Here is a 17,400-nt window from a genome sequence, read left to right as displayed (position 1 = left end):
CCCGGGGGTCAGGCGCGCAGCCACTCCGTCACGACCACGTCCCCGCCGGTGCGCAGGCGGAGCGCGAACGGACCGGAGGGCGGGGTGTCGGCGGTGAAGCGGCCCATGGCGTCGGCCGTGAGCGGGGCGCCCGGCTGCGGTCCGCCGAGCACCTCGATACGGGCCGGCCGGGGCGGCAGCAACTGCCCCATCAGCCCCTGCCCGGTCACCTCGACGTCGACGGTGACCTCGCCCGCGCTGAAGGTGAGCATGCGCGGCGCGTCCGTCGCTCCCCTGACCGGGAGGGCGTCGACCAGCGAGTCGAAGGTCAGCTCGGCCACGCGGGCGTCGAGGTCGTGCAGCGCGTAGGCGTCCACGGCGGTCTGCAGCAGTGCCGGCGGCAGCGGGTCCAGCACGGCGGCCGCCCGGCGGAGTTCCTCCTCCAGCAGTTCGGCGTCGAGGTCCTCGCCGTCCGGCTCCGCCGCTGCGGGGTCCTCGCCGAACGCCGCCCCGCCGCTCATGCCGTGCACGTCGTCCGTGCCGTGTGCGTCGTCCATGTCGTTCATGCCGCCCCCCGTGCCTCGAGCCGGGCCCGCAGCCGGCGCAGACAGCGCTGGCGCAGGGGCCCGATGCTGCCCACCGCGATACCGAGCGCGGCGGACACCTCCTGGTAGCTGGGCGGCGGTGAGGCGATCAGGACGCGCAGCAACTGCCGGCACCGCTCACCCAGTTCCTCGAACTCCTGCCACAGCCGCCGTACGCGTTCGCTCTGGGCGGCCGCCTCCTCCGCCTCCAGCAGCGACTGCTCCGGCGCGCCGTCCTCGCTGACCCGGTCCAGCAGGTGCGGATCGTCCGTCAGCATCAGCCGGCGCGCGTTGCGGTGCACCTTCAGGCATTCGTTCCGCGCGGTGCTGGACAGCCAGGCGCCCGCCTTGTCCGGTTCACGGATCCGCCCCAGGTGCTGGGCGAACCGGAACCACACGGTCTGGTAGACCTCGTGCGCGTCGGCGTCGGAGAGCCGGTGCGCGCGCACCACGGACCACACCAGTGGGCCCAGCCCTTCCACGATCGCCTTCCAGGCCGCCGCGTCTCCGTCGGCGGCGGACCGGACCAACGCGCCGACATCGGTACGCTCCACGGTTCCACCCCTCGTGTACGGCACGTCATCGTACGCCGCGGAGAGAACGGCTCCGGTCCTCATGCCCGTACGGAGGGCAGCGAGGCCCCCACCGGGCGCCAGGTGGGCGGCAGGAGTGCGGGGACGTGCGCCCCGCGCACCTCGGCGAACTCGGTGTTCGCCTCCAGGAGCTGCCGGCGGGCCTTGCGCGGGTCGGTCTGCGCCTGCGCGGTCATGTGGGCGGCGACCATGCCGACGGCGACGGGAGTGGCGAACGAGGTGCCGCTCCACTGGGCGAGCCCTTCGAACATCACCTGGTCCGGCTTGGCGGACCCGTCCTCCTCGCTCAGCACGCCGGTGTGGCGCGGGTACCGGCAGGTGCAGGCGTAGGAGAAGCCGTAGCGGCAGGCGTCGTAGGTGGAGTGCTGGTACACGTACGGGACGGGGGTGTCGAAACCGGTGAGGGCGCTGACGAGGCGCTCGCCGGGGGCGTAGGCCGACACCCAGGCGCCGTGGTTGCTGAAGCAGGCGCCGAACTCGCCGTCGGCGCGCAGCGCGCCGACCGACAGCACGGCGTTCTCGTAGCCGGGCAGGCTCGCGTAGGCGGCGGGCCAGAACGGGGTGGCGCTGCCGTTGTTGCCGGCGGCGGCGACCAGCAGGGTGTGCTGCTCGCGCAGCTCCCGCATGAACGCGTCGACGCCGAGGAGGCCGTCGGTGCGGCCGTTGGAGGTGCCGGCGGAGAGGCTGATGACGTCCGGCCAGCCGTCCTGGTCGACGGCCTCGAAGAGCTTCTCGCCGAACTCGGACTCCAGGACGGCGCCGGCGTCGTTGAGCGTGCCGCGCACGGTGATGTCGGTGTTGGGGGCGACGGCGGCGACGAGGCCGGCGATGAACGTGCCGTGTCCGCAGTACTGCTTCAGGACGCCCTCGCCGTCGCACTCCTCGACCTGGGCGTCGCCCCGGGTGTGGGCGAGCAGCGGGTAGGAGCGGTGGTCGTGCATGAGACCGGTGTCGATGACGAGGACGCCGACCGCGCTGTCCGGGTCGTGGGCGGCCTCGGCGGCGGCCGGGTTGGGCCGCTCGCCGACCGGCACGGGCACGGGCTCGTCGCCGGGGCAGGCGTTGACCGCGATCGACACCACGTGGTTGCGGCTGACCAGCCGGCGTCCCGCGCGGCCCTCGGTCGCCGAGAGCGCGCGCAGCGCGCCCGCGACCGCCGGGTCGCCGCTGCCGTCGCCCTGCCCCGGGTCGGCGACCCGGATGCGGGTGATGCCGGAGCGGTTGGTCTCCGGGCTCGTCCGGCGCACGTGGTCCGGGGCGAGCCCGGCGAACGTGGTGAAGTGCTGCCGCACGGTGTCCTCGACGACGCGGGCCTCCTCGCCGTCGCGGGCGAGGACGACGCCCTTCTCGTAGAGGAACTCCCCCGCGTCGTCCGGTCCCATCGCCAGGGGGACGTCGGGCATCGAACGCTGGATCTGCTCGAACTGTTCGCGGAATCGCTGTGGTGCCATGGCGTGTCCTCCACTGGGGCGACGGCGGCCGGGGCCGCGGACTGTCCTGAACCAGAGCCCTGAGACGGGCGTTTGATACAACGTCACGTCTGTGGGGCGCGGTTGCGGAGCACTACCATCCGTAAGGTGACAGCGGGAAGCGAATCGGTGCCGGAGCTGCTGCCGATGGTGTTCGCCGCCCCCGGCGAGGCCCTGGCGAGGGCGGAGCGGGTGCTGCGCGACCGTCCCCCGCCCCTGCACGCCTCCGTCGCCCACCAGGTGATCGGCATCTGGCAGCGGGACTTCGGCGACATGCGGCTCGCCCTGTCCCACCTGCGGCGGGCCCGGGACTGGGCGGCGCGCGCGGACTCGGCCGAGCGGGAGGCGGACGTCCTCGCCACGCTCGGGGTCGCACTGGTGCACGCGGGGCGCACCCGGCAGGGCATGGACGCCCTGGGCCGGGGGGTCGAGCGCGGCACCGGCCACACCCGCGCGCGCGTGCTGTTCCGCCGGGCGTACGCGTGGTGGGTGCTGGGCCACCACCAGGACGCCCTGGAGGACGTACGGCGGGCGGTCCCCGTGCTGCGGCAGGCGGACGACGTGATCTGGACGGCACGCGCGCTGACCCTGCGGGCCACGGTGCACCTGGCGCTGGGCTCGGTGGAGCGGGCGGACGCCGACTTCACCGCGGCCGAGACGCTGTGGGACACCACGGACCAGGAGCACGACAAGGCGGACGCGGTGGAGAGCCGGGGGCTGGCCGCGTTCCGCTCGGGTGACATCCCGGCGGCGCTGAAGCTGCTCGACGAGGCGGAGGAACGGTACGCCAAGCTGGGAACGCCGACGTTCATGCTGAACATCCGGCGGTGCGAGGTGCTGATGGCCGCCGGGCTGGCCGCGGAGGCGCTCGCCGAGGCGGACGCGGCGATCAGGACGCTCGACGGGATCGGCGGGCAGTCCACCCGCAAGGCGGAACTGCTGCTGGCCGCCGCGCGGGCCGCCCGGCTGGCGGACGACCCGCAGACGGCGATCGCGCGCGCGGCGCTCGCGGTGAAGCTGTTCGCGGGGCAGCGGCGCGCCTGGTGGGAGACGCACGCGCGGCTGGTGCTGATCGAGGCGCGGCACGCGGCCGGGCGGGGTTCGGGGCGGCTGGTCGCGGACGCGGCGGCGGTGGCCGAGAAGCTGGTCGCGCTCGGCGCGCCGGCCGCGCCGGAGGCGTCGCTGCTCGCGGGACGGATCGCGCTGGACCTCGGCTGGACGGCGGACGCGGAGCGGCACCTGGCGGCCGCCGCGCGCAGCAGGCGCAGCGGGCCCCCGCTCGCGCGGATGACGGGCTGGGCGGCGCAGGCGCTGCGCGCGCGGGCCGCCGGGTCCGCGCGCGGTGTGCTGGAGGCCTGCCGGCGCGGCCTCGACGTGCTCGACGACCACCGGATGACGCTGGGCGCCTCGGAGTTGCGGGCCCGCGCCACCGCGCAGGGCGCGGAGCTGGCCGCCCTGGCCCAGCGGGCCAGCCTGGTCTCGGGCGGGCCGCGGCGGCTGCTGGTGTGGAGCGAGCGCTGGCGGGCCACCGCGCTGTCCGCGCCGCCCACCCGGCCGCCCGCCGACCCCGCGCTGCTCAGCGGCATGACCGCCTACCGGGAGATCGCCGCCCGCGCGGAGGAGGCCCGCCAGGAGGGCAAGCCCGTACCGGCGCTGGAGCGGGAACAGCGGCGCCTGGAGCGGGAGATCCGCTCCCGGACGCTGCACATGCGCGGTGCGGCCCCCGGTGGCGGGGACCGCTTCGACGTCGGCCGGCTGCTCGGGCGGCTGGACGAGGGGGACGGCGGACAGCTGGTGGAGCTGGCCGTGCTCGACGGGCGGGTGCACGTGCTGCTGTGCGGGCAGGGGCGGGTGCGGCGGTTCGAGGCGGGGCTGCTGGCCGCGGCGGAGACCGAGGCCGAGCACGTGCAGGCCGGGCTGCGCAGGCTGGCGCACCCGGGGGCGGAGGCGCGGCTGCCGGTGGTGGAGGCCGCGGGCCGCCGGCTGGAGGAGCTGCTGCTGGGCCCGGCGGCGGCGCACCTGGGCACGGGTCCGGTGGTGATCGTGCCGCCGGGACGGCTGCACCGGGTGCCGTGGGCGCTGCTGCCCTCGCTGCGGGAGCGGGTGCTGAGCGTGTCGCCGTCGGCGAGCAGCTGGCTGCGCGCGAAGGAGACCGCGCCGCCGCCCGGGGGCCGCCAGGTGCTGGTGCGCGGGCCGGGTCTGGCGACCGGCGGCGCGGAGGTGTCCGAGCTGGCCGGCCGCTACGGCGGCGCGACGGTCCTGGAGCACGAGGACGCGACGGTGCCGCGGGTGCTGGCGGAGCTGGACGGGGCCGCGCTGGCGCACATCGCCGCGCACGGGACCTTCCGCGCGGACGGCCCGCTGTTCTCCTCGCTGCGGATGGCCGACGGGCCGCTCATCGTCCACGACTTCGAACGCCTGGACCGCAGTCCGTACCGGATCATCCTGTCCTGCTGCGACACCGCCCGGTTCGCCACCGTCGGCGCCGACGAACTCCTCGGCCTGGTGACGGCGTTGCTGCCGCTGGGCACGGCGGGGGTGGTGGCGTGCAGCGCGCCCGTCAACGACGCCGCCGTGGTACCGCTGATGCTCGCGCTGCACCAGGGGGTCGGTGCCGGGCTGTCGCTCGCCCGGGCGCTGCGCGACGCCCGGGCCGCACTGCCCGGTGACGCGCTGCACCAGGCCACCGGGTGGGCGTTCTCCGCGTTCGGGGCGGCCTGAGCGGGTGCTTCACGCCGACTGCGCCCGGGCCGGTTCCATCAGCCGCGGCAGGGCGCCGCGGTCACCGGCGCCGAGGCGGGCGTAGGCGCCGTACAGGTGGTTGCCCACCGTGCGGACGGACAGCGTGAGGCGTTCCGCGATCTGCCGATTGCTCAGGCCCGCTGCGGCCAGGGTGACGATCTGCCGTTGCCGTGCGGTGAGTTCGCCCAGCACCAGCCCCGCGAGCGCGGGGGTGCGGGCGCCCTGGCAGCGGCGGGCGAGGGCGACGGCGCGGGTGCGTGAGGTGCGGGCGGCGAGCGGGTCCCGGTGGGCCCCCGCGGCCTGGGCGTGCGCCTCGGCCGCGAACAGCAGGAAGCCGCGCCGCCGGAGCTCCTCGGCCGCCCGGTCCAGCGCGGGTCCGTCGGCACGGGCGAGGGCGTCGGCGTGGTCGGCGAAGACGCCGTCGAGCCGGCCGGCCGCCCGTTCGGGGGTGCCGAGACGTACGGCGTCGTAGGGGTCGCCCCCGTGGGGGTCGCCATCGTGGGGATCACCACCGTGGGGACTCTTGTCGCAGAGGTCGCTGTCGCGGGGACCGCCGTCGTAGGGGCCGCCGTCGCAGGGGCCCCCGTCGCAGGGGCCGCCGCGTGGCTCGGCCGGGTCGGTCGGCCGGGTCCCGGCACGGGCGAGTTCCGTGCGGCAGGACGGGTCGTCGGGAGCGGTGTGCAGGCCCTCACGGGCCCATGCGGCCGCTTCCCGCAGTTCGCCGCGCAGACGCGCGTACCGGGCGCGCAGCGCCGCGTACCCGGCCGGGACCGGCACTCCCTCCGCCACGAGCCAGTCCCCCACGGGCGCCGGGACCACCGTCACGTCGGCCCGTTCGATCCGCCGGGTCAGTTCCGCCGACTCGGCGTCCAGGGCGGGGCCGTACTCCTCGGGCGCGCGGGCCAGTCGGCGGGCCCGCAGCCGGCCGGCGGCGGCCCGCAGGACCGGGCCGTGCAGGGCGTGGGCGAGCCGCACGCCGAGGGGGGCGCCTCCCGGCCGGGCGGAGCCGGGGCCCGGGGGCGGTTCGTCGACGTCCACCAGGCCCTCGCTCTCCAGGCGTTCCAGGGCGGCGAGGTCGAGGTCCTCCGGGTCCGGCGGCAGGGGTTCGGCGAAGGCGAGGCGGTCGAGCGTCTCGCGCTCCTCGGGACGGACGCGCTCCAGGAGGCGGGCGGTGTGTTCGCGCACGAGCGGGGTCGGCGGCACCGGCCCCCGCCACGCCCAGGCGTCGGTGCCCGGGACCCGGGTGAGCCGCCCGTGCCCGCACACCGCGGCCAGGAGTTCCCGCAGCAGCCGCAGGTCCCCGCCGCACAGACGGTGCAGCCGGTTCACGGTGAGCGGCTCCAGGGGGCGGTGCGCGTCCGCCTCGAGCAGCCGCGCGGTCTCCTCCCGGGGCAGCTCGGGCAGCGCCAGGCGGGGCAGCAGCTCCCCGGTCCACAGCCGCGACACGGCGGCGGGCACCGGCTCGCCGTCGGTCACCACGACCAGCAGCCGGGTGCGTCCCCGCACGGCGAGCTGGTGGACCAGGGCGGCGGAGGCGTCGTCGAGCAGGTGGGCGTCGTCGACCAGCAGCGTCCGTGTCCCGGACAGGAGGTGCAGCGCGCGGTGCAGGGTGACGGCCTCGGGCAGCAGGGGGGCGAAGGCGGCGAAGGGGAGGTCCCGGGTCCGCGGCGTTCCGGTGACGTGCGCGCAGTCGGTGCCCCGGACGGCCTCGGTGACGAGCCGGGTCTTGCCCCGGCCCGCCGGGCCGGTCACCACCAGGCCGCGCCGTGCGCCGGTCAGCGACCGCCGCACCAGGTCGAGTTCGTCCTCCCGGCCGGTGAACGGCCAGGGGGCGCGAAGCGCCGTCGCGTCCTTCTCACCGGGCCCGTACGGCTCGTACGGTCCGGTCTCATCCCGTCGCCATGTCGTCGTCACATGAACAGGAGCGCCGATACTCACCTCTGATACAGGGCCACTTGAGCAGACCCCGACTCAGGCGCCCCGGGCCGGCGGCACGGCAGTCTGTGGCCCATGACCGCTCGCCACTGCTCGCTGCCGCCGCAGCCGGCCCCCGCGTATCCGCCGGGCCTGGCCGCCGAGCGGCTCGGCGCGCTGGTCGCCGGGCGGCGGATGTGGGTCAACGGCACCGTGCTGCACTACTGCTTCTTCCACGACGACACCGACGGATCGGTCATCGCCGTCCCCGGGACCGGGCGGACCCGCTGGGTTTCCTGGGGCGGTGCGAAGGAGCAGCAGGACGTGGTGCGCGAGTGCTTCGAGGAGTGGCGCGGCCTCGGGATCGGGCTGGCCTTCACCGAGGTCCGCGACCGCTCCGAGGCGGAGCTGCGCATCGGGTTCCAGCTCGGTGACGGCTCCTGGTCGGCCGTGGGCAGGGACGCGCTCCGGGCCGGCGTGCACGACCGCACCATGAACTTCGGCTGGGACCTGACCGCACCGGGCGAGCGCGCGACGGCCCTGCACCAGATCGGGCACGCGCTCGGGATGCTGCACGAGCACCAGAGCCCGTACGCCGGCATCCACTGGGACGACGAGGCCGTGTACGCCGAACTGGCGGGCCCGCCGAACCACTGGAGCCGGGACCGGACGTTCCACAACGTGCTGCGCAGGATCGGCCCGGACGAGGTGAACGGCTCCGTCTGGGACCCGCAGTCGATCATGCAGTGCGCCGTGCCGCCGGGGCTGATCCTGGAGCCGGAGCAGTACCGCGGGGGCGTGCACCCGCCGGGCACCCTGTCCCCCGGCGACAAGGAGTTCGTGCTCCGCTGGTACCCGCCGGCCGATCCGCCGCGACCGCCCGCGCTGGTGCCGTTCCGTTCGGTGCCGCTGGGTCTGGGCCCGGGCGAGCAGGCGGACTTCCGCATCGACCCGCCGGAGACCCGCGACTACACGGTGGGCACCTTCGGCGACGGCGACACGGTCGTCGTGCTCTTCGAGGAGCGGGACGGGGAGCCCCGCTTCCTCGCCGGCCACGACGACGGGGGGACCCCGCGCAACGCGACGATCGCGGCCCGGCTCGTCAGGGGCCGCCGCTACTACGTCCGTGTCCGCCTGTACTCCGCGCGGGGTTCGGGCGAGACGGCGGTCATGTGCTGGTGACGGCACGACCGACCGCACACGGACGCCCCGATCCACTGTCCGGCGCCGGGGGAGCGGCCGGGGACGCCACCTTCGGGGGAGGGTGACGTCCCCGGCCCACGCCACACCCGGTGTCCGCACGGCCCCGTACCGGCCGGCGACGCCCGTGGCGATGACCGCGGCCGGACTCCGTCGCCGAACGAGGGCGCGGGAAACGACCGAGGGCCCTGCCTCACCGAAGTGAGACAAGGCCCTGGAACGGGCCGATGGCCCGTCCGTCCGTCGGGACGACAGGATTTGAACCTGCGACCCCTTGACCCCCAGTCAAGTGCGCTACCAAGCTGCGCCACGTCCCGATGTGTGCACGCGGTGAACCGCGTGATCACGAGGATCAACATTACCTCATGCGGGCGCACCGGGGCGCCGGGGCCGCCCCTGCTCGGACCGTGGAGGCTTCCGGGGGCGCCGGGGGCCGCCGGGGCGGCTCAGACGTCGTTCCGACCGTCGTACACGGCGCCGACGATGTGCTCGGCGATCGCCAGACTGGCCGTGGCGGCCGGTGAGGGCGCGTTGCGGACGGCGGTGACGCGGCCCGCGGTGTGGATGCGGAAGTCGTCGACGAGGGTGCCGTCCCGGTCCAGGGCCTGGGCGCGGACGCCGGCGCCGCCGCGGACGACGTCGGCGGTGCCCACCTCGGGCACGTACAGCCCGGCGTCCTTCATGAAGGCCGCCTTCGACAGCGAGCCCCGGTACTCCTTCAGGCCGGTCCGCCAGTGCCGGGCGGCCATGCGCCAGACGCCGGGGTGGGCGGCCAGGCCGACGAGGTCCTCGAAGGAGATCCTGCCGAGGCTGTAGCCCTCCCGGGCCAGGGCCAGGACGGCGTTCGGGCCGACCTCGACGGAGCCGTCGACCCGTGGGGTGAAGTGCACGCCGAGGAAGGGGTAGCGGGGGTCGGGGACCGGGTAGAGGAGGCCGTTGACCAGGTGGGTGCGGTCCGGCCGGAGCAGCATGTACTCACCGCGGAACGGCACGATCCGGGGGTCGCCGCCGTCCCCGGCCAGCCGGGCCACCGTGTCCGAGTGCAGACCGGCGCAGAGGATCAGGCGGTCGACGCGCACCCTCTCCGGACCGTCGGCCGGGGAGGCCCCCGCCGGTGTGCCGGCCACCTCGATGCCGCCCGGGACCCGGGTGACCGAGGTGACCGGGAAGCCGAGTCTGACCTCGCCGCCCGAGGCCTCGATGTCCTGGGCGAACGCGCGGGCGATCGCCCGGTAGTCGGTGATCGCGGTGCGCGGGGAGTGCAGGGCCGCGATGCCGCCGGCGTGCGGCTCGATCTCCCTGATCTCCTCCCGGGAGATCTTCCGCAGCTCGGGCACGTGGTTGTTCCCGGCCCGTTCGTAGAGGTTCTCCATCCGGCCCAGTTCGTCCTCGCGCACCGCCATGACGAGCTTGCCGATCTCCCGGTAGGGCAGTCCGCGCTCCTGGCAGTACTCGCGCAGCAGGGACACGCCCCGCACGCACAGAGCGGCCTTGAGGCTGCCCGGGGAGTAGTAGATGCCGGCGTGGACCACTCCGGAGTTGTGTCCGGTCTGGTGGACGGCGACCTCCCGTTCCTTCTCCAGCACCACGACCCTGGTGCCGGGGCGGCGCAGGGCGATCTCCCGGCCGGTGGCCAGGCCCACGATGCCGGCACCGACGATCCCGACCGTCTCGTCAGCCACGGGCGTCCTCCTCGTTCCTCATTGTCCTCCGTCACCTCCCCCGAGTCCCGTACACGCGGTTCGGGCGCCGGAGCGGACGGCGGCGGTCCGGACCGGGTGGGAGGGCCACGCACGGCTGCCGGACGCACGGGGGCTCCGTGTGCGCGGTGACGACGAGAGCCGGCCGGGGCGGGGCGTGGGCGCGTTGCCGTGGGGCGTGCTCGCGTCTCCTCGGTGACGGGCGGGCGCTTGCCCCGCGCACCGGTGAGCCGCGGGTCAGCCGCGCAGCGCCTCGATCACGCTGGCGAGGTGGGCGCGGACGGCCTCCTCGGCCGCCCGCGGGTCCCTGGCCCGGATCGCCTCGATCATGGCCAGGTGCTCGTTCAGGGACTGCTGCGACCGCCCCGGCCGCAGCGCCAGCTGGAAGCGGTGACGCACCAGTTGGGCGTTGAGCCGCTCCAGCAGTTCCACGGCCGTCCGCTGACCGGAGAACTCCCGTACGCGGGCGTGCAGTTCGTGATTGAGGTCGGAGTAGGTGAGCGGTTCGCCGTCGGCCACGGCCTTGGTCATCGCCGCGCCCAGGTCGGCCAGTTCGTCCAACTGCTCGTCGGTCGCCGCCACGGCCGTCTTCGCCGCGCAGAGTCCTTCCAGCACCATCCGGCATTCGGTGATGGCGACCGCTTCCTCCACGGTCACCACCCGCACCCGCGAACCGCGGTTGCGGATGCGCTCGACCAGTCCCTGCGCCTCCAGCTCGATCAGTGCCGCCCGGATGCTGGCCCGCGTCACACCGAACTGCTCGGCGAGTTCGTTCTCCACCAGCCGCTGGGCCGGTGCCATCTCACCCCGCAGGATCGCCTGCCGCAGCCGGGCGAGCGCATGCTGCTTGGCCTGCTCCCCGGAGCTCGGACTGGCTTGGTTCGGCATCGTCGCTCTCCCTGAATGAGTGGCCGTCGAACCTACACCCGACGAAACGCAATTGTCAACAATTTTGTTCGCCGCTCCCGCGGGCGCCGCGGAGCCGCACCCGGGCGGTACGGCGGTACGGGAGCCGGCGGGCGGACGTCAGGCGGGGGCCGCGGTGGTCCCCCGGATCTCCAGCGTCGGCGCCACCAGGTGGAGTTCCCCGGTGCCGCCGGGCGTTCCGAGCCGGTCGAGGAGGAGGCGGGCCGCGCGGTGGCCGACCTCGTGGCTCGCGTTGTCGACGGTGGTGAGCCACAGATGACGCAGCCGGGAGATGCTCGTGTCGTCGTAGCCGGCCACGGACAGGTCCCGCGGGACCCGCAGCCCCAGTTCCTCGGCCGCCGACAGGACGCCCACGCAGGTGATGTCGTTGACGGCGAAGACGGCGGTGGGGCGGTCGGGGCGGTTCAGCAGCCGGACGGTGGCGCGGTAGCCGCCCTCCTCCGTCAGGTCGCCGGTCTCCACCACCGCCCGGTCCGCCAGGCCGTGGTGACGCATCGTCGCCTCGAAGCTGCGCCGGCGCAGCTCGCCCACGGCACCGTACCCGGCGATGTGCGCGATGCGGCGGTGCCCGAGGCCGATGAGGTGCTCGGTGACCAGCCGGGCGCCGCGCTCGTCGTCGCCCGCGACCACGTCCACCCCGGGCGGCACCGCTTCCCGGCCGCCCGCCAGCACCACCGGGATCCGTTCGGCGGCCGCTTCGAGCGCCGCCGGGTCGGGCAGCGTGCCGACCACGACCAGGCCGTCGACCCCGAGTTCCAGGAAGGGACCGGCCGGGTCCTGGCCCGTACGGCGGTTGAGGCGGGCGTCGGCGAGCAGCATGCGCAGGCCGCTCGCGTGCAGCAGGGCGCTGAGGCCGTCGAGGAGGTCGACGAACCAGGGGTTGCGCAGGTCGTCGAGGAGGACGCCGACCAGGGGGGTGGAAGGGGAGGGGGAGGTGCCGGGAGCCGGAGGGAGGCCGCGCCGCTCGCTCAGGCTGCGCGCGGCGGTGTTGGGGCGGTAGCCGAGGTCGCGCGCGGCCCGCAGCACCGCTTCCCGCTTCTCCGGGCGCACCCGGTCCGAGCCGCGCAGCACCAGCGAGACCAGCGACTTGGACACGCCGGCTCGTGCGGCCACATCACGGATCGTCGGCGTTCTCATGGGTTGGACCGTTCCACGCCGCTCGTCTCCTGTCAAAGCCTTGACACCCCTGGTCATGGCCGCACAGGGTGGCGTGGACAGATCCTGGAACGGTCCAAAGAGGGGCTCTCATGGTGGATACGCTCGGTGTCGCCGTCGTCGGATTCGGCTGGATGGGACGGGTGCACACCCAGGCGTACGCCCGCGTGCTCCACCACTACCCGCACCTCGCCCTGCGGCCCGAACTCGTGTCCGTCGCCGAGGAGGTGCCGGGCCGGGCCGAGGAGGCCGCGGCGCAGTTCGGGTTCGCCTCGACGACCCGCGACTGGCGGGAGGTGGCCGCCGATCCGAGGGTGCAGGCCGTCAGCGTCACCGCCCCGAACTTCCTGCACCGCGAGATCGGCGTCGCGATGGCCGAGGCGGGCAAGCACCTCTGGATCGAGAAGCCGGTGGGCCTGGGGACGGAGGACGCCCGTGCGGTCGCGGACGCGGTCGCCGCGGCGGGGGTCCAGGGCGCGGTCGGCTTCAACTACCGCAACGCGCCCGCCGTGGAGGCGGCCCGGGACCTGATCGCCTCCGGCGGGATCGGCCGGATCACGCACGCCCGCATCCGGTTGTTCAGCGACTACGCCGCCCATCCCGAGGGTGCCCTGACCTGGCGGTACGAGCGGGCGCGCGGGGGCAGCGGGGTGCTCGGCGACCTGGCCTCGCACGGCGTCGACCTGGCCCGCTTCCTGCTCGGCGACATCACCGCGCTGACCGCCGACACGGCGATCTTCCTGCCCGAGCGGGCCCGTCCCGCGGGCGCCACGGCCGGCCACTCCCGCGCCGCCGGCGGCGAACTCGGCCCGGTCGAGAACGAGGACTACGTGAACTGCCTGCTGCGCTTCGCCTCCGGCGCGCGCGGGGTGCTGGAGGCCTGCCGGGTCTCGGTCGGCGAGCAGAACAACTACGGCTTCGAGGTGCACGGCACCGAGGGCGCGGTCTTCTGGGACTTCCGGCGCATGAACGAACTGGGCGTCGGCCGCGGCGCCGCCTACCAGGACCAGCCCGTCAGCACCGTCTACGTCGGCCCGGGCCAGGGCGAGTTCGGCGCCTTCCAGCCGGGCGCGGCGAACGCCATGGGCTACGACGACCTCAAGGTCATCGAGGCGTACCGCTTCCTGCGCTCCGTCGCCGAGGGCGTCCCGCACGGCGCCACCCTCGCGGACGCCGTGCACAGCGCGGCCGTACTGGACGCGATGGCGCGGTCGGCCGGGAACGGGGCGTGGGTGACGGTGGACGCTCCGGCGTGACGGTTCAGCGGGCCGCGTTCTCCCGGCGGCCCAGCCAGACCTTGAGCGGCACCAGCACCAGCCACCACCACATGGCGGCGGATCCGACGAGCAGGGCGAGCGGGACGGTCACCAGGAACACCGCCACCGTCACCCCCAGGTCGACGGCGTAGAGCGCCTCGTCCCGCACGGGTGCGGCTCCGCCGCGCAGCCAGGGGCGGCGGGCGATGAGGACGGCCAGCGCGAGGTGGACGGCGCCGAGCGAGGCGACCGCCACCGAGTAGATGATCACCGAGGCGCGCTCGTCGCCGTACTCGGAGACCAGCGTGGTCGGGAACGGCAGCAGTGCCGCGAGGCCCAGACCGAGCACGGTCAGCCCGATCACGTTCCCGTCCACCTGCTGGACGGTGCGGAAGATCGCCCGGTGGTCGCGCCAGAAGCCGGCCAGCACCGCCAGGCTGATCCCGTAGGCGCCCAGGTTGGGCAGCGTGTCGCTCAGGGCCTGGTGGAACTCCTCGGAGTTCAGCCCCTGCGGCACGGAGATGTCCAGCACCAGCAGGGTGATGGCGATGGCGAACACGCCGTCGGCGAGTGCCATCAGCCGTTCGGGGCCGCCTTCCGGGGTCGGTTTCCTCATGCGCCCGACGGTAGGCGGGCCCGGCCCGGCGCACGGGGGTACACGCCCGGGCCGGGGCCCGTTCACCGCGGGCTCTCACCCGGCCAACGTCAGGGGCGGCATGTTGTAGGGCGTGACCACCTGGATCGGGGAGGGGAGGGTGGGACCGGCGGGCGGCAGCGCCCCGTGGGCGCGCATCACCAGGTGGCAGGCCTCGCGCAGGTCGTGGCGCAGATCGTGGTGGAGCACGGCGGACAGCCGGTGCTCGCGCAGCAGCCGGGTGTTGTCGTGGTCGAGGTCGTGCGCGACGAACACGGCGCACTCGCGCCCGGCGTCCTCGAAGGCGCGCAGGGTGGCGATGTTGCCGCCGCCGATCGAGTAGACGGCGCGGATGTCCGGGTCGCGTTCCAGGGCGGCCCGGACCAGGTCGTACTGGGTGGCGTCCAGGCCCTGCCCCTCGGCGATCTCGACGAGGGCGCGCCCGGGGTGGCGGGCGCGCATGACACTGCGGAACCCCATCTCGCGCTCCTCCTCGTTGCGGAAGAAGCCGCTGGAGAGGCTGGTGAGCACATTGCCCGGACGGTCGCCGAGCCACTGCCCCATGAGATACGCGGCGGTCGCGCCGGCCGCGCGGTTGTCGCTGCCGACGTGGCCGACCCGGGTGCTCGCGGGCAGGTCGGTCACCAGCGTCACCACCGGGACGCCCGCCGCCGCGAGCCGGGCGACGGCGGCGGTGACCTCGGGGACGTCCGGGGCCTTGAGGATCACCCCCTGCGAGCCGCGCCGTCCGATCCGGTCGAGGACGGCGACCAGTTCCGCGACCGGTCCGGTCTCGCGGAAGTGGAAGCGGGAGCGGACCACGGCCGGGTGCAGGGAGGGGAGTTCGGCCTCCAGGGCCGCGCGGACGGCGGTGGAGAACCGCTCCGGCGACTGCATCACGATGTCCACCATGAACGTCCGGCCCACCAGCCGGACCTGGGTGCGCTGCCGGTCCAGGTCGGCTATCGCCCGGTGCACCTCCTGCGCGGTGCTCTCCCGCACGCCGCCCCGGCCGTTGAGGACCCGGTCGACGGTGGCCTCGCTCAGCCCTGCCTGACGTGCGATCTCCCGGATCGGGAAGGGGTGGCCCATACCGCGTCTCCTGAGGGGTTTTTGATGGCTTCCTGCTGGTTGTTCGAAGGGTTTGTACTGACAAGAATGGCAGAACCGAGTCGCTCCGTGACCCGAAAGGACGAGGATGTCCTCCACCGTCTCCGCCCCCGCGCAGACCGCCCCCGCACACGCCGCCTGGCTGTCCGAGCGGGACTGCGACCTGGACGCCTTCCGCACCCTGGTCGAGCAGACGACCGACCCCGCCGCCCACCCGCACGCCTCCGCCGTCGAGCGGAACGTGCTGCTGTACGACGCCGACCGGCTCGCCCTCGCCGACCGCCGCGCGGTCCAGGCCGAGTTGGTCCGCGCCCTCGCCGACGGCCCCGGCATCGTGGTGATCCGCGGTGCCTTCCCCGACCCGGCGGTGGTCGACCGGACCTCCGCCGTGTTCGACGCCCTGATCGCCCAGCAGCGCGCCTCGGGCGCCACCGCCGGCGACCACTTCGCCGAGCCGGGCGCCAACGACCGGGTGTGGAACGCCCTGGAGAAGGCGGCCCTGCACGACCCGGAGGCGTTCGCCGACTACTACGCCAACGACGTGATCGCCCTGGTCTCCTCGGCCTGGCTGGGCCCCGGCTACCAGGTCACCTCCCAGGTCAACGTGGTCAACCCGGGCGGTGCCGCGCAGACCGTGCACCGCGACTACCACCTCGGCTTCCTGACCAACGAGGTCGCCGCCGCCCACCCCGCGCACGTGCACCGCCTCTCCCCCGTGCTCACCCTCCAGGGCGCGGTCGCGCACTGCGACATGCCCGTGGAGTCCGGCCCGACGCTCTACCTGCCGCACTCCCAGAAGTACGAGCCGGGCTACCTCGCCTGGCGGCTCCCGCAGTTCCGGGCGTACTTCGAGGAGCACCACGTCCAGTTGCCGCTCGCCAAGGGCGACGCGGTGTTCTTCAACCCCGCGCTGTTCCACGCCGCCGGCGCCAACCACTCGGCGGACATCCGGCGCATGGCCAACCTGCTCCAGGTGTCGTCCGCGTTCGGGCGGGCGATGGAGACCGTCGACCGCGAGGCCGTGGCGGGCGCCGTCTACCCGGTGCTGCTGGCGCGCAAGGCCGAGGGCGCCGGCGAGCGGTGGCTGGAGAACGTGATCGCGGCGAGCGCCGAGGGCTACCCCTTCCCCACCAACCTCGACAACGACCCGCCGGTCGACGGCCTGGCCCCGTCCTCGCAGGCCGACGTCGTACGGCGGGCGCTGCGCGAGGGGTGGACCGCGCGGACCCTGCGGGACGAGCTGCGGGCCGGCGCCAAGCGGCGCCAGAGCTGAAGGGACCCGGAGGGAACCATGGGACTTCTCGACGACAGGATCGTCCTCGTCAACGGCGGCAGCCAGGGTGTGGGGGCCGCCGTCGCGCGGGCGGCGGTCCGCGAGGGGGCGGCGGTGGCCGTCACCGGCCGGCGCCCCGGACCCGGCGAGGCCCTGGCGGCCGAGCTGACCGCCGCGGGCGGCAGGGCGATGTTCGTCCGCGCCGACCTGGCGGACGCCGAGCAGGCCAAGGCGTCCGTCGCGCGGGTGGTCGAGGCGCACGGCCGGGTGGACTGCCTGGTGAACTCGGCGGGGCTGACCTCGCGCGGCACCCTGCTGGACACCACGCCCGAGCTGTTCGACCAGCACGTCGCGGTCAACCTCAAGGCCCCGTTCTTCGCGATGCAGGCCGCCGTCGCGGACATGGTGCGGCGCGAGGCGCCGGGCACCGTCGTCAACATCATCACCTCGTCCGCGCACGGCGGGCAGCCGTTCCTGGCGCCGTACGTCGCCGCGAAGGCCGGACTGGTCGGCCTGACCCGCAACGCGGCGCACGCCCACCGGTGGGACCGCATCCGGATCAACGGCCTGAACATCGGCTGGACCGCCACCGAGGGCGAGGACGCGACCCAGCGCACCTTCCACGGCGCCGGGGACGACTGGCGCGAACGGGCCGCCGCGCGGCTGCCGATGGGCAGGCTCGGCCAACCGGACGAGATCGCCGACTTCGTGGTCCTCCTGCTCTCGGACCGCTCCGGGGTGGTCACCGGCTCCGTGATCGACTGGGACCAGAACGTCCTCGGCGGCCTCGACTGACCTCCCCTCCTCCCCCGCTCGCACGCCCCCGCACCTCTCGCCCCCGCACCCCTCATCCCCGCACCTCTC

General features: G+C 74.8%; 14 protein-coding genes and 1 tRNA gene. 5 read left to right on the top strand and 10 right to left on the bottom strand.

Translation table 11 applies throughout. The features are described from left to right. Window positions 1-8 precede the first annotated feature (8 nt). The 3 genes from CP969_RS32660 to CP969_RS32650 are packed head-to-tail and all read right to left on the bottom strand — an operon-like array spanning window position 9 to window position 2,607. Window positions 9-545 (bottom strand): hypothetical protein, encoded by a 537-nt coding sequence (locus tag CP969_RS32660; RefSeq protein WP_026084693.1) that lies wholly within the window; start codon window positions 543-545, stop codon window positions 9-11. Then, window positions 542-1,117: an RNA polymerase sigma factor gene (locus CP969_RS32655; protein ID WP_004980085.1), complete on the bottom strand. Its 576-nt coding sequence runs from the start codon at window positions 1,115-1,117 to the stop codon at window positions 542-544. Before CP969_RS32655 ends, CP969_RS32660 begins: the two co-directional genes overlap by 4 nt. A 59-nt stretch (window positions 1,118-1,176) precedes the next feature. Further along, window positions 1,177-2,607, bottom strand: a complete 1,431-nt coding sequence (locus CP969_RS32650) for a S8/S53 family peptidase (protein ID WP_016823609.1) — start codon at window positions 2,605-2,607, stop codon at window positions 1,177-1,179. A gap of 165 nt (window positions 2,608-2,772) precedes the next feature. On the opposite strand from CP969_RS32650, the gene CP969_RS32645 reads away from it, so the two are divergent. After that, on the top strand, window positions 2,773-5,346 hold the full coding sequence (locus CP969_RS32645) for a CHAT domain-containing protein (RefSeq protein WP_171817448.1): 2,574 nt from the start codon (window positions 2,773-2,775) through the stop codon (window positions 5,344-5,346). A gap of 9 nt (window positions 5,347-5,355) precedes the next feature. On the opposite strand, the gene CP969_RS32640 is transcribed toward CP969_RS32645, so the two are convergent. Continuing rightward, entirely contained in the window at window positions 5,356-7,281 is a 1,926-nt protein-coding gene (locus CP969_RS32640; RefSeq protein WP_016823611.1) for a LuxR family transcriptional regulator AbsR2, read from the bottom strand. 96 nt (window positions 7,282-7,377) lie between these two features. Here CP969_RS32640 and absR1 point away from each other — a divergent pair, with 96 nt between their 5' ends. Further along, window positions 7,378-8,463 (top strand): beta-glucuronidase AbsR1, encoded by a 1,086-nt coding sequence (gene absR1, locus CP969_RS32635; protein WP_004980097.1) that lies wholly within the window; start codon window positions 7,378-7,380, stop codon window positions 8,461-8,463. A gap of 261 nt (window positions 8,464-8,724) precedes the next feature. On the opposite strand, the gene CP969_RS32630 is transcribed toward absR1, so the two are convergent. The 4 genes from CP969_RS32630 to CP969_RS32615 form a co-directional block, all read right to left on the bottom strand. Beyond that, window positions 8,725-8,798 (bottom strand) — tRNA-Pro (locus CP969_RS32630). Between the two features lie 129 nt (window positions 8,799-8,927). Further along, complete coding sequence (lhgO, locus tag CP969_RS32625; protein ID WP_016823612.1) at window positions 8,928-10,163, bottom strand: L-2-hydroxyglutarate oxidase; 1,236 nt, start codon at window positions 10,161-10,163, stop codon at window positions 8,928-8,930. Between the two features lie 255 nt (window positions 10,164-10,418). Further along, complete coding sequence (locus tag CP969_RS32620) at window positions 10,419-11,069, bottom strand: GntR family transcriptional regulator (protein ID WP_004980103.1); 651 nt, start codon at window positions 11,067-11,069, stop codon at window positions 10,419-10,421. A gap of 138 nt (window positions 11,070-11,207) precedes the next feature. Continuing rightward, window positions 11,208-12,245, bottom strand: coding sequence for a LacI family DNA-binding transcriptional regulator (locus CP969_RS32615; RefSeq protein WP_026084694.1), 1,038 nt, complete (start codon window positions 12,243-12,245; stop codon window positions 11,208-11,210). Window positions 12,246-12,355: 110 nt separating this feature from the next. Here CP969_RS32615 and CP969_RS32610 point away from each other — a divergent pair, with 110 nt between their 5' ends. Then, complete coding sequence (locus CP969_RS32610; RefSeq protein WP_016823614.1) at window positions 12,356-13,519, top strand: Gfo/Idh/MocA family protein; 1,164 nt, start codon at window positions 12,356-12,358, stop codon at window positions 13,517-13,519. A 4-nt stretch (window positions 13,520-13,523) separates the two neighbouring features. Here the strand turns inward: CP969_RS32610 and CP969_RS32605 are convergent, their stop codons facing one another. Beyond that, complete coding sequence (locus CP969_RS32605) at window positions 13,524-14,096, bottom strand: TMEM175 family protein (protein WP_004980111.1); 573 nt, start codon at window positions 14,094-14,096, stop codon at window positions 13,524-13,526. A gap of 114 nt (window positions 14,097-14,210) precedes the next feature. Next, window positions 14,211-15,245: a LacI family DNA-binding transcriptional regulator gene (locus CP969_RS32600; protein WP_004980112.1), complete on the bottom strand. Its 1,035-nt coding sequence runs from the start codon at window positions 15,243-15,245 to the stop codon at window positions 14,211-14,213. 106 nt (window positions 15,246-15,351) lie between these two features. Here CP969_RS32600 and CP969_RS32595 point away from each other — a divergent pair, with 106 nt between their 5' ends. Both CP969_RS32595 and CP969_RS32590 read left to right on the top strand, forming a co-directional pair. Beyond that, window positions 15,352-16,536 (top strand): phytanoyl-CoA dioxygenase family protein, encoded by a 1,185-nt coding sequence (locus CP969_RS32595; RefSeq protein ID WP_016823615.1) that lies wholly within the window; start codon window positions 15,352-15,354, stop codon window positions 16,534-16,536. An 18-nt stretch (window positions 16,537-16,554) separates the two neighbouring features. Beyond that, window positions 16,555-17,331 carry an SDR family oxidoreductase gene (locus CP969_RS32590; RefSeq protein WP_016823616.1) on the top strand — a complete coding sequence of 259 codons (777 nt, stop codon included), beginning with the start codon at window positions 16,555-16,557 and terminating at the stop codon, window positions 17,329-17,331. Window positions 17,332-17,400: the final 69 nt, after the last annotated feature.

The sequence above is a fragment of the Streptomyces viridosporus T7A genome, assembly GCF_008704515.1.
GTDB classification, from domain to species: Bacteria; Actinomycetota; Actinomycetes; order Streptomycetales; family Streptomycetaceae; genus Streptomyces; species Streptomyces viridosporus.
Note: the sequence above shows the minus strand (reverse complement) of the source record. Positions and strands in the feature narration are given on the sequence as shown.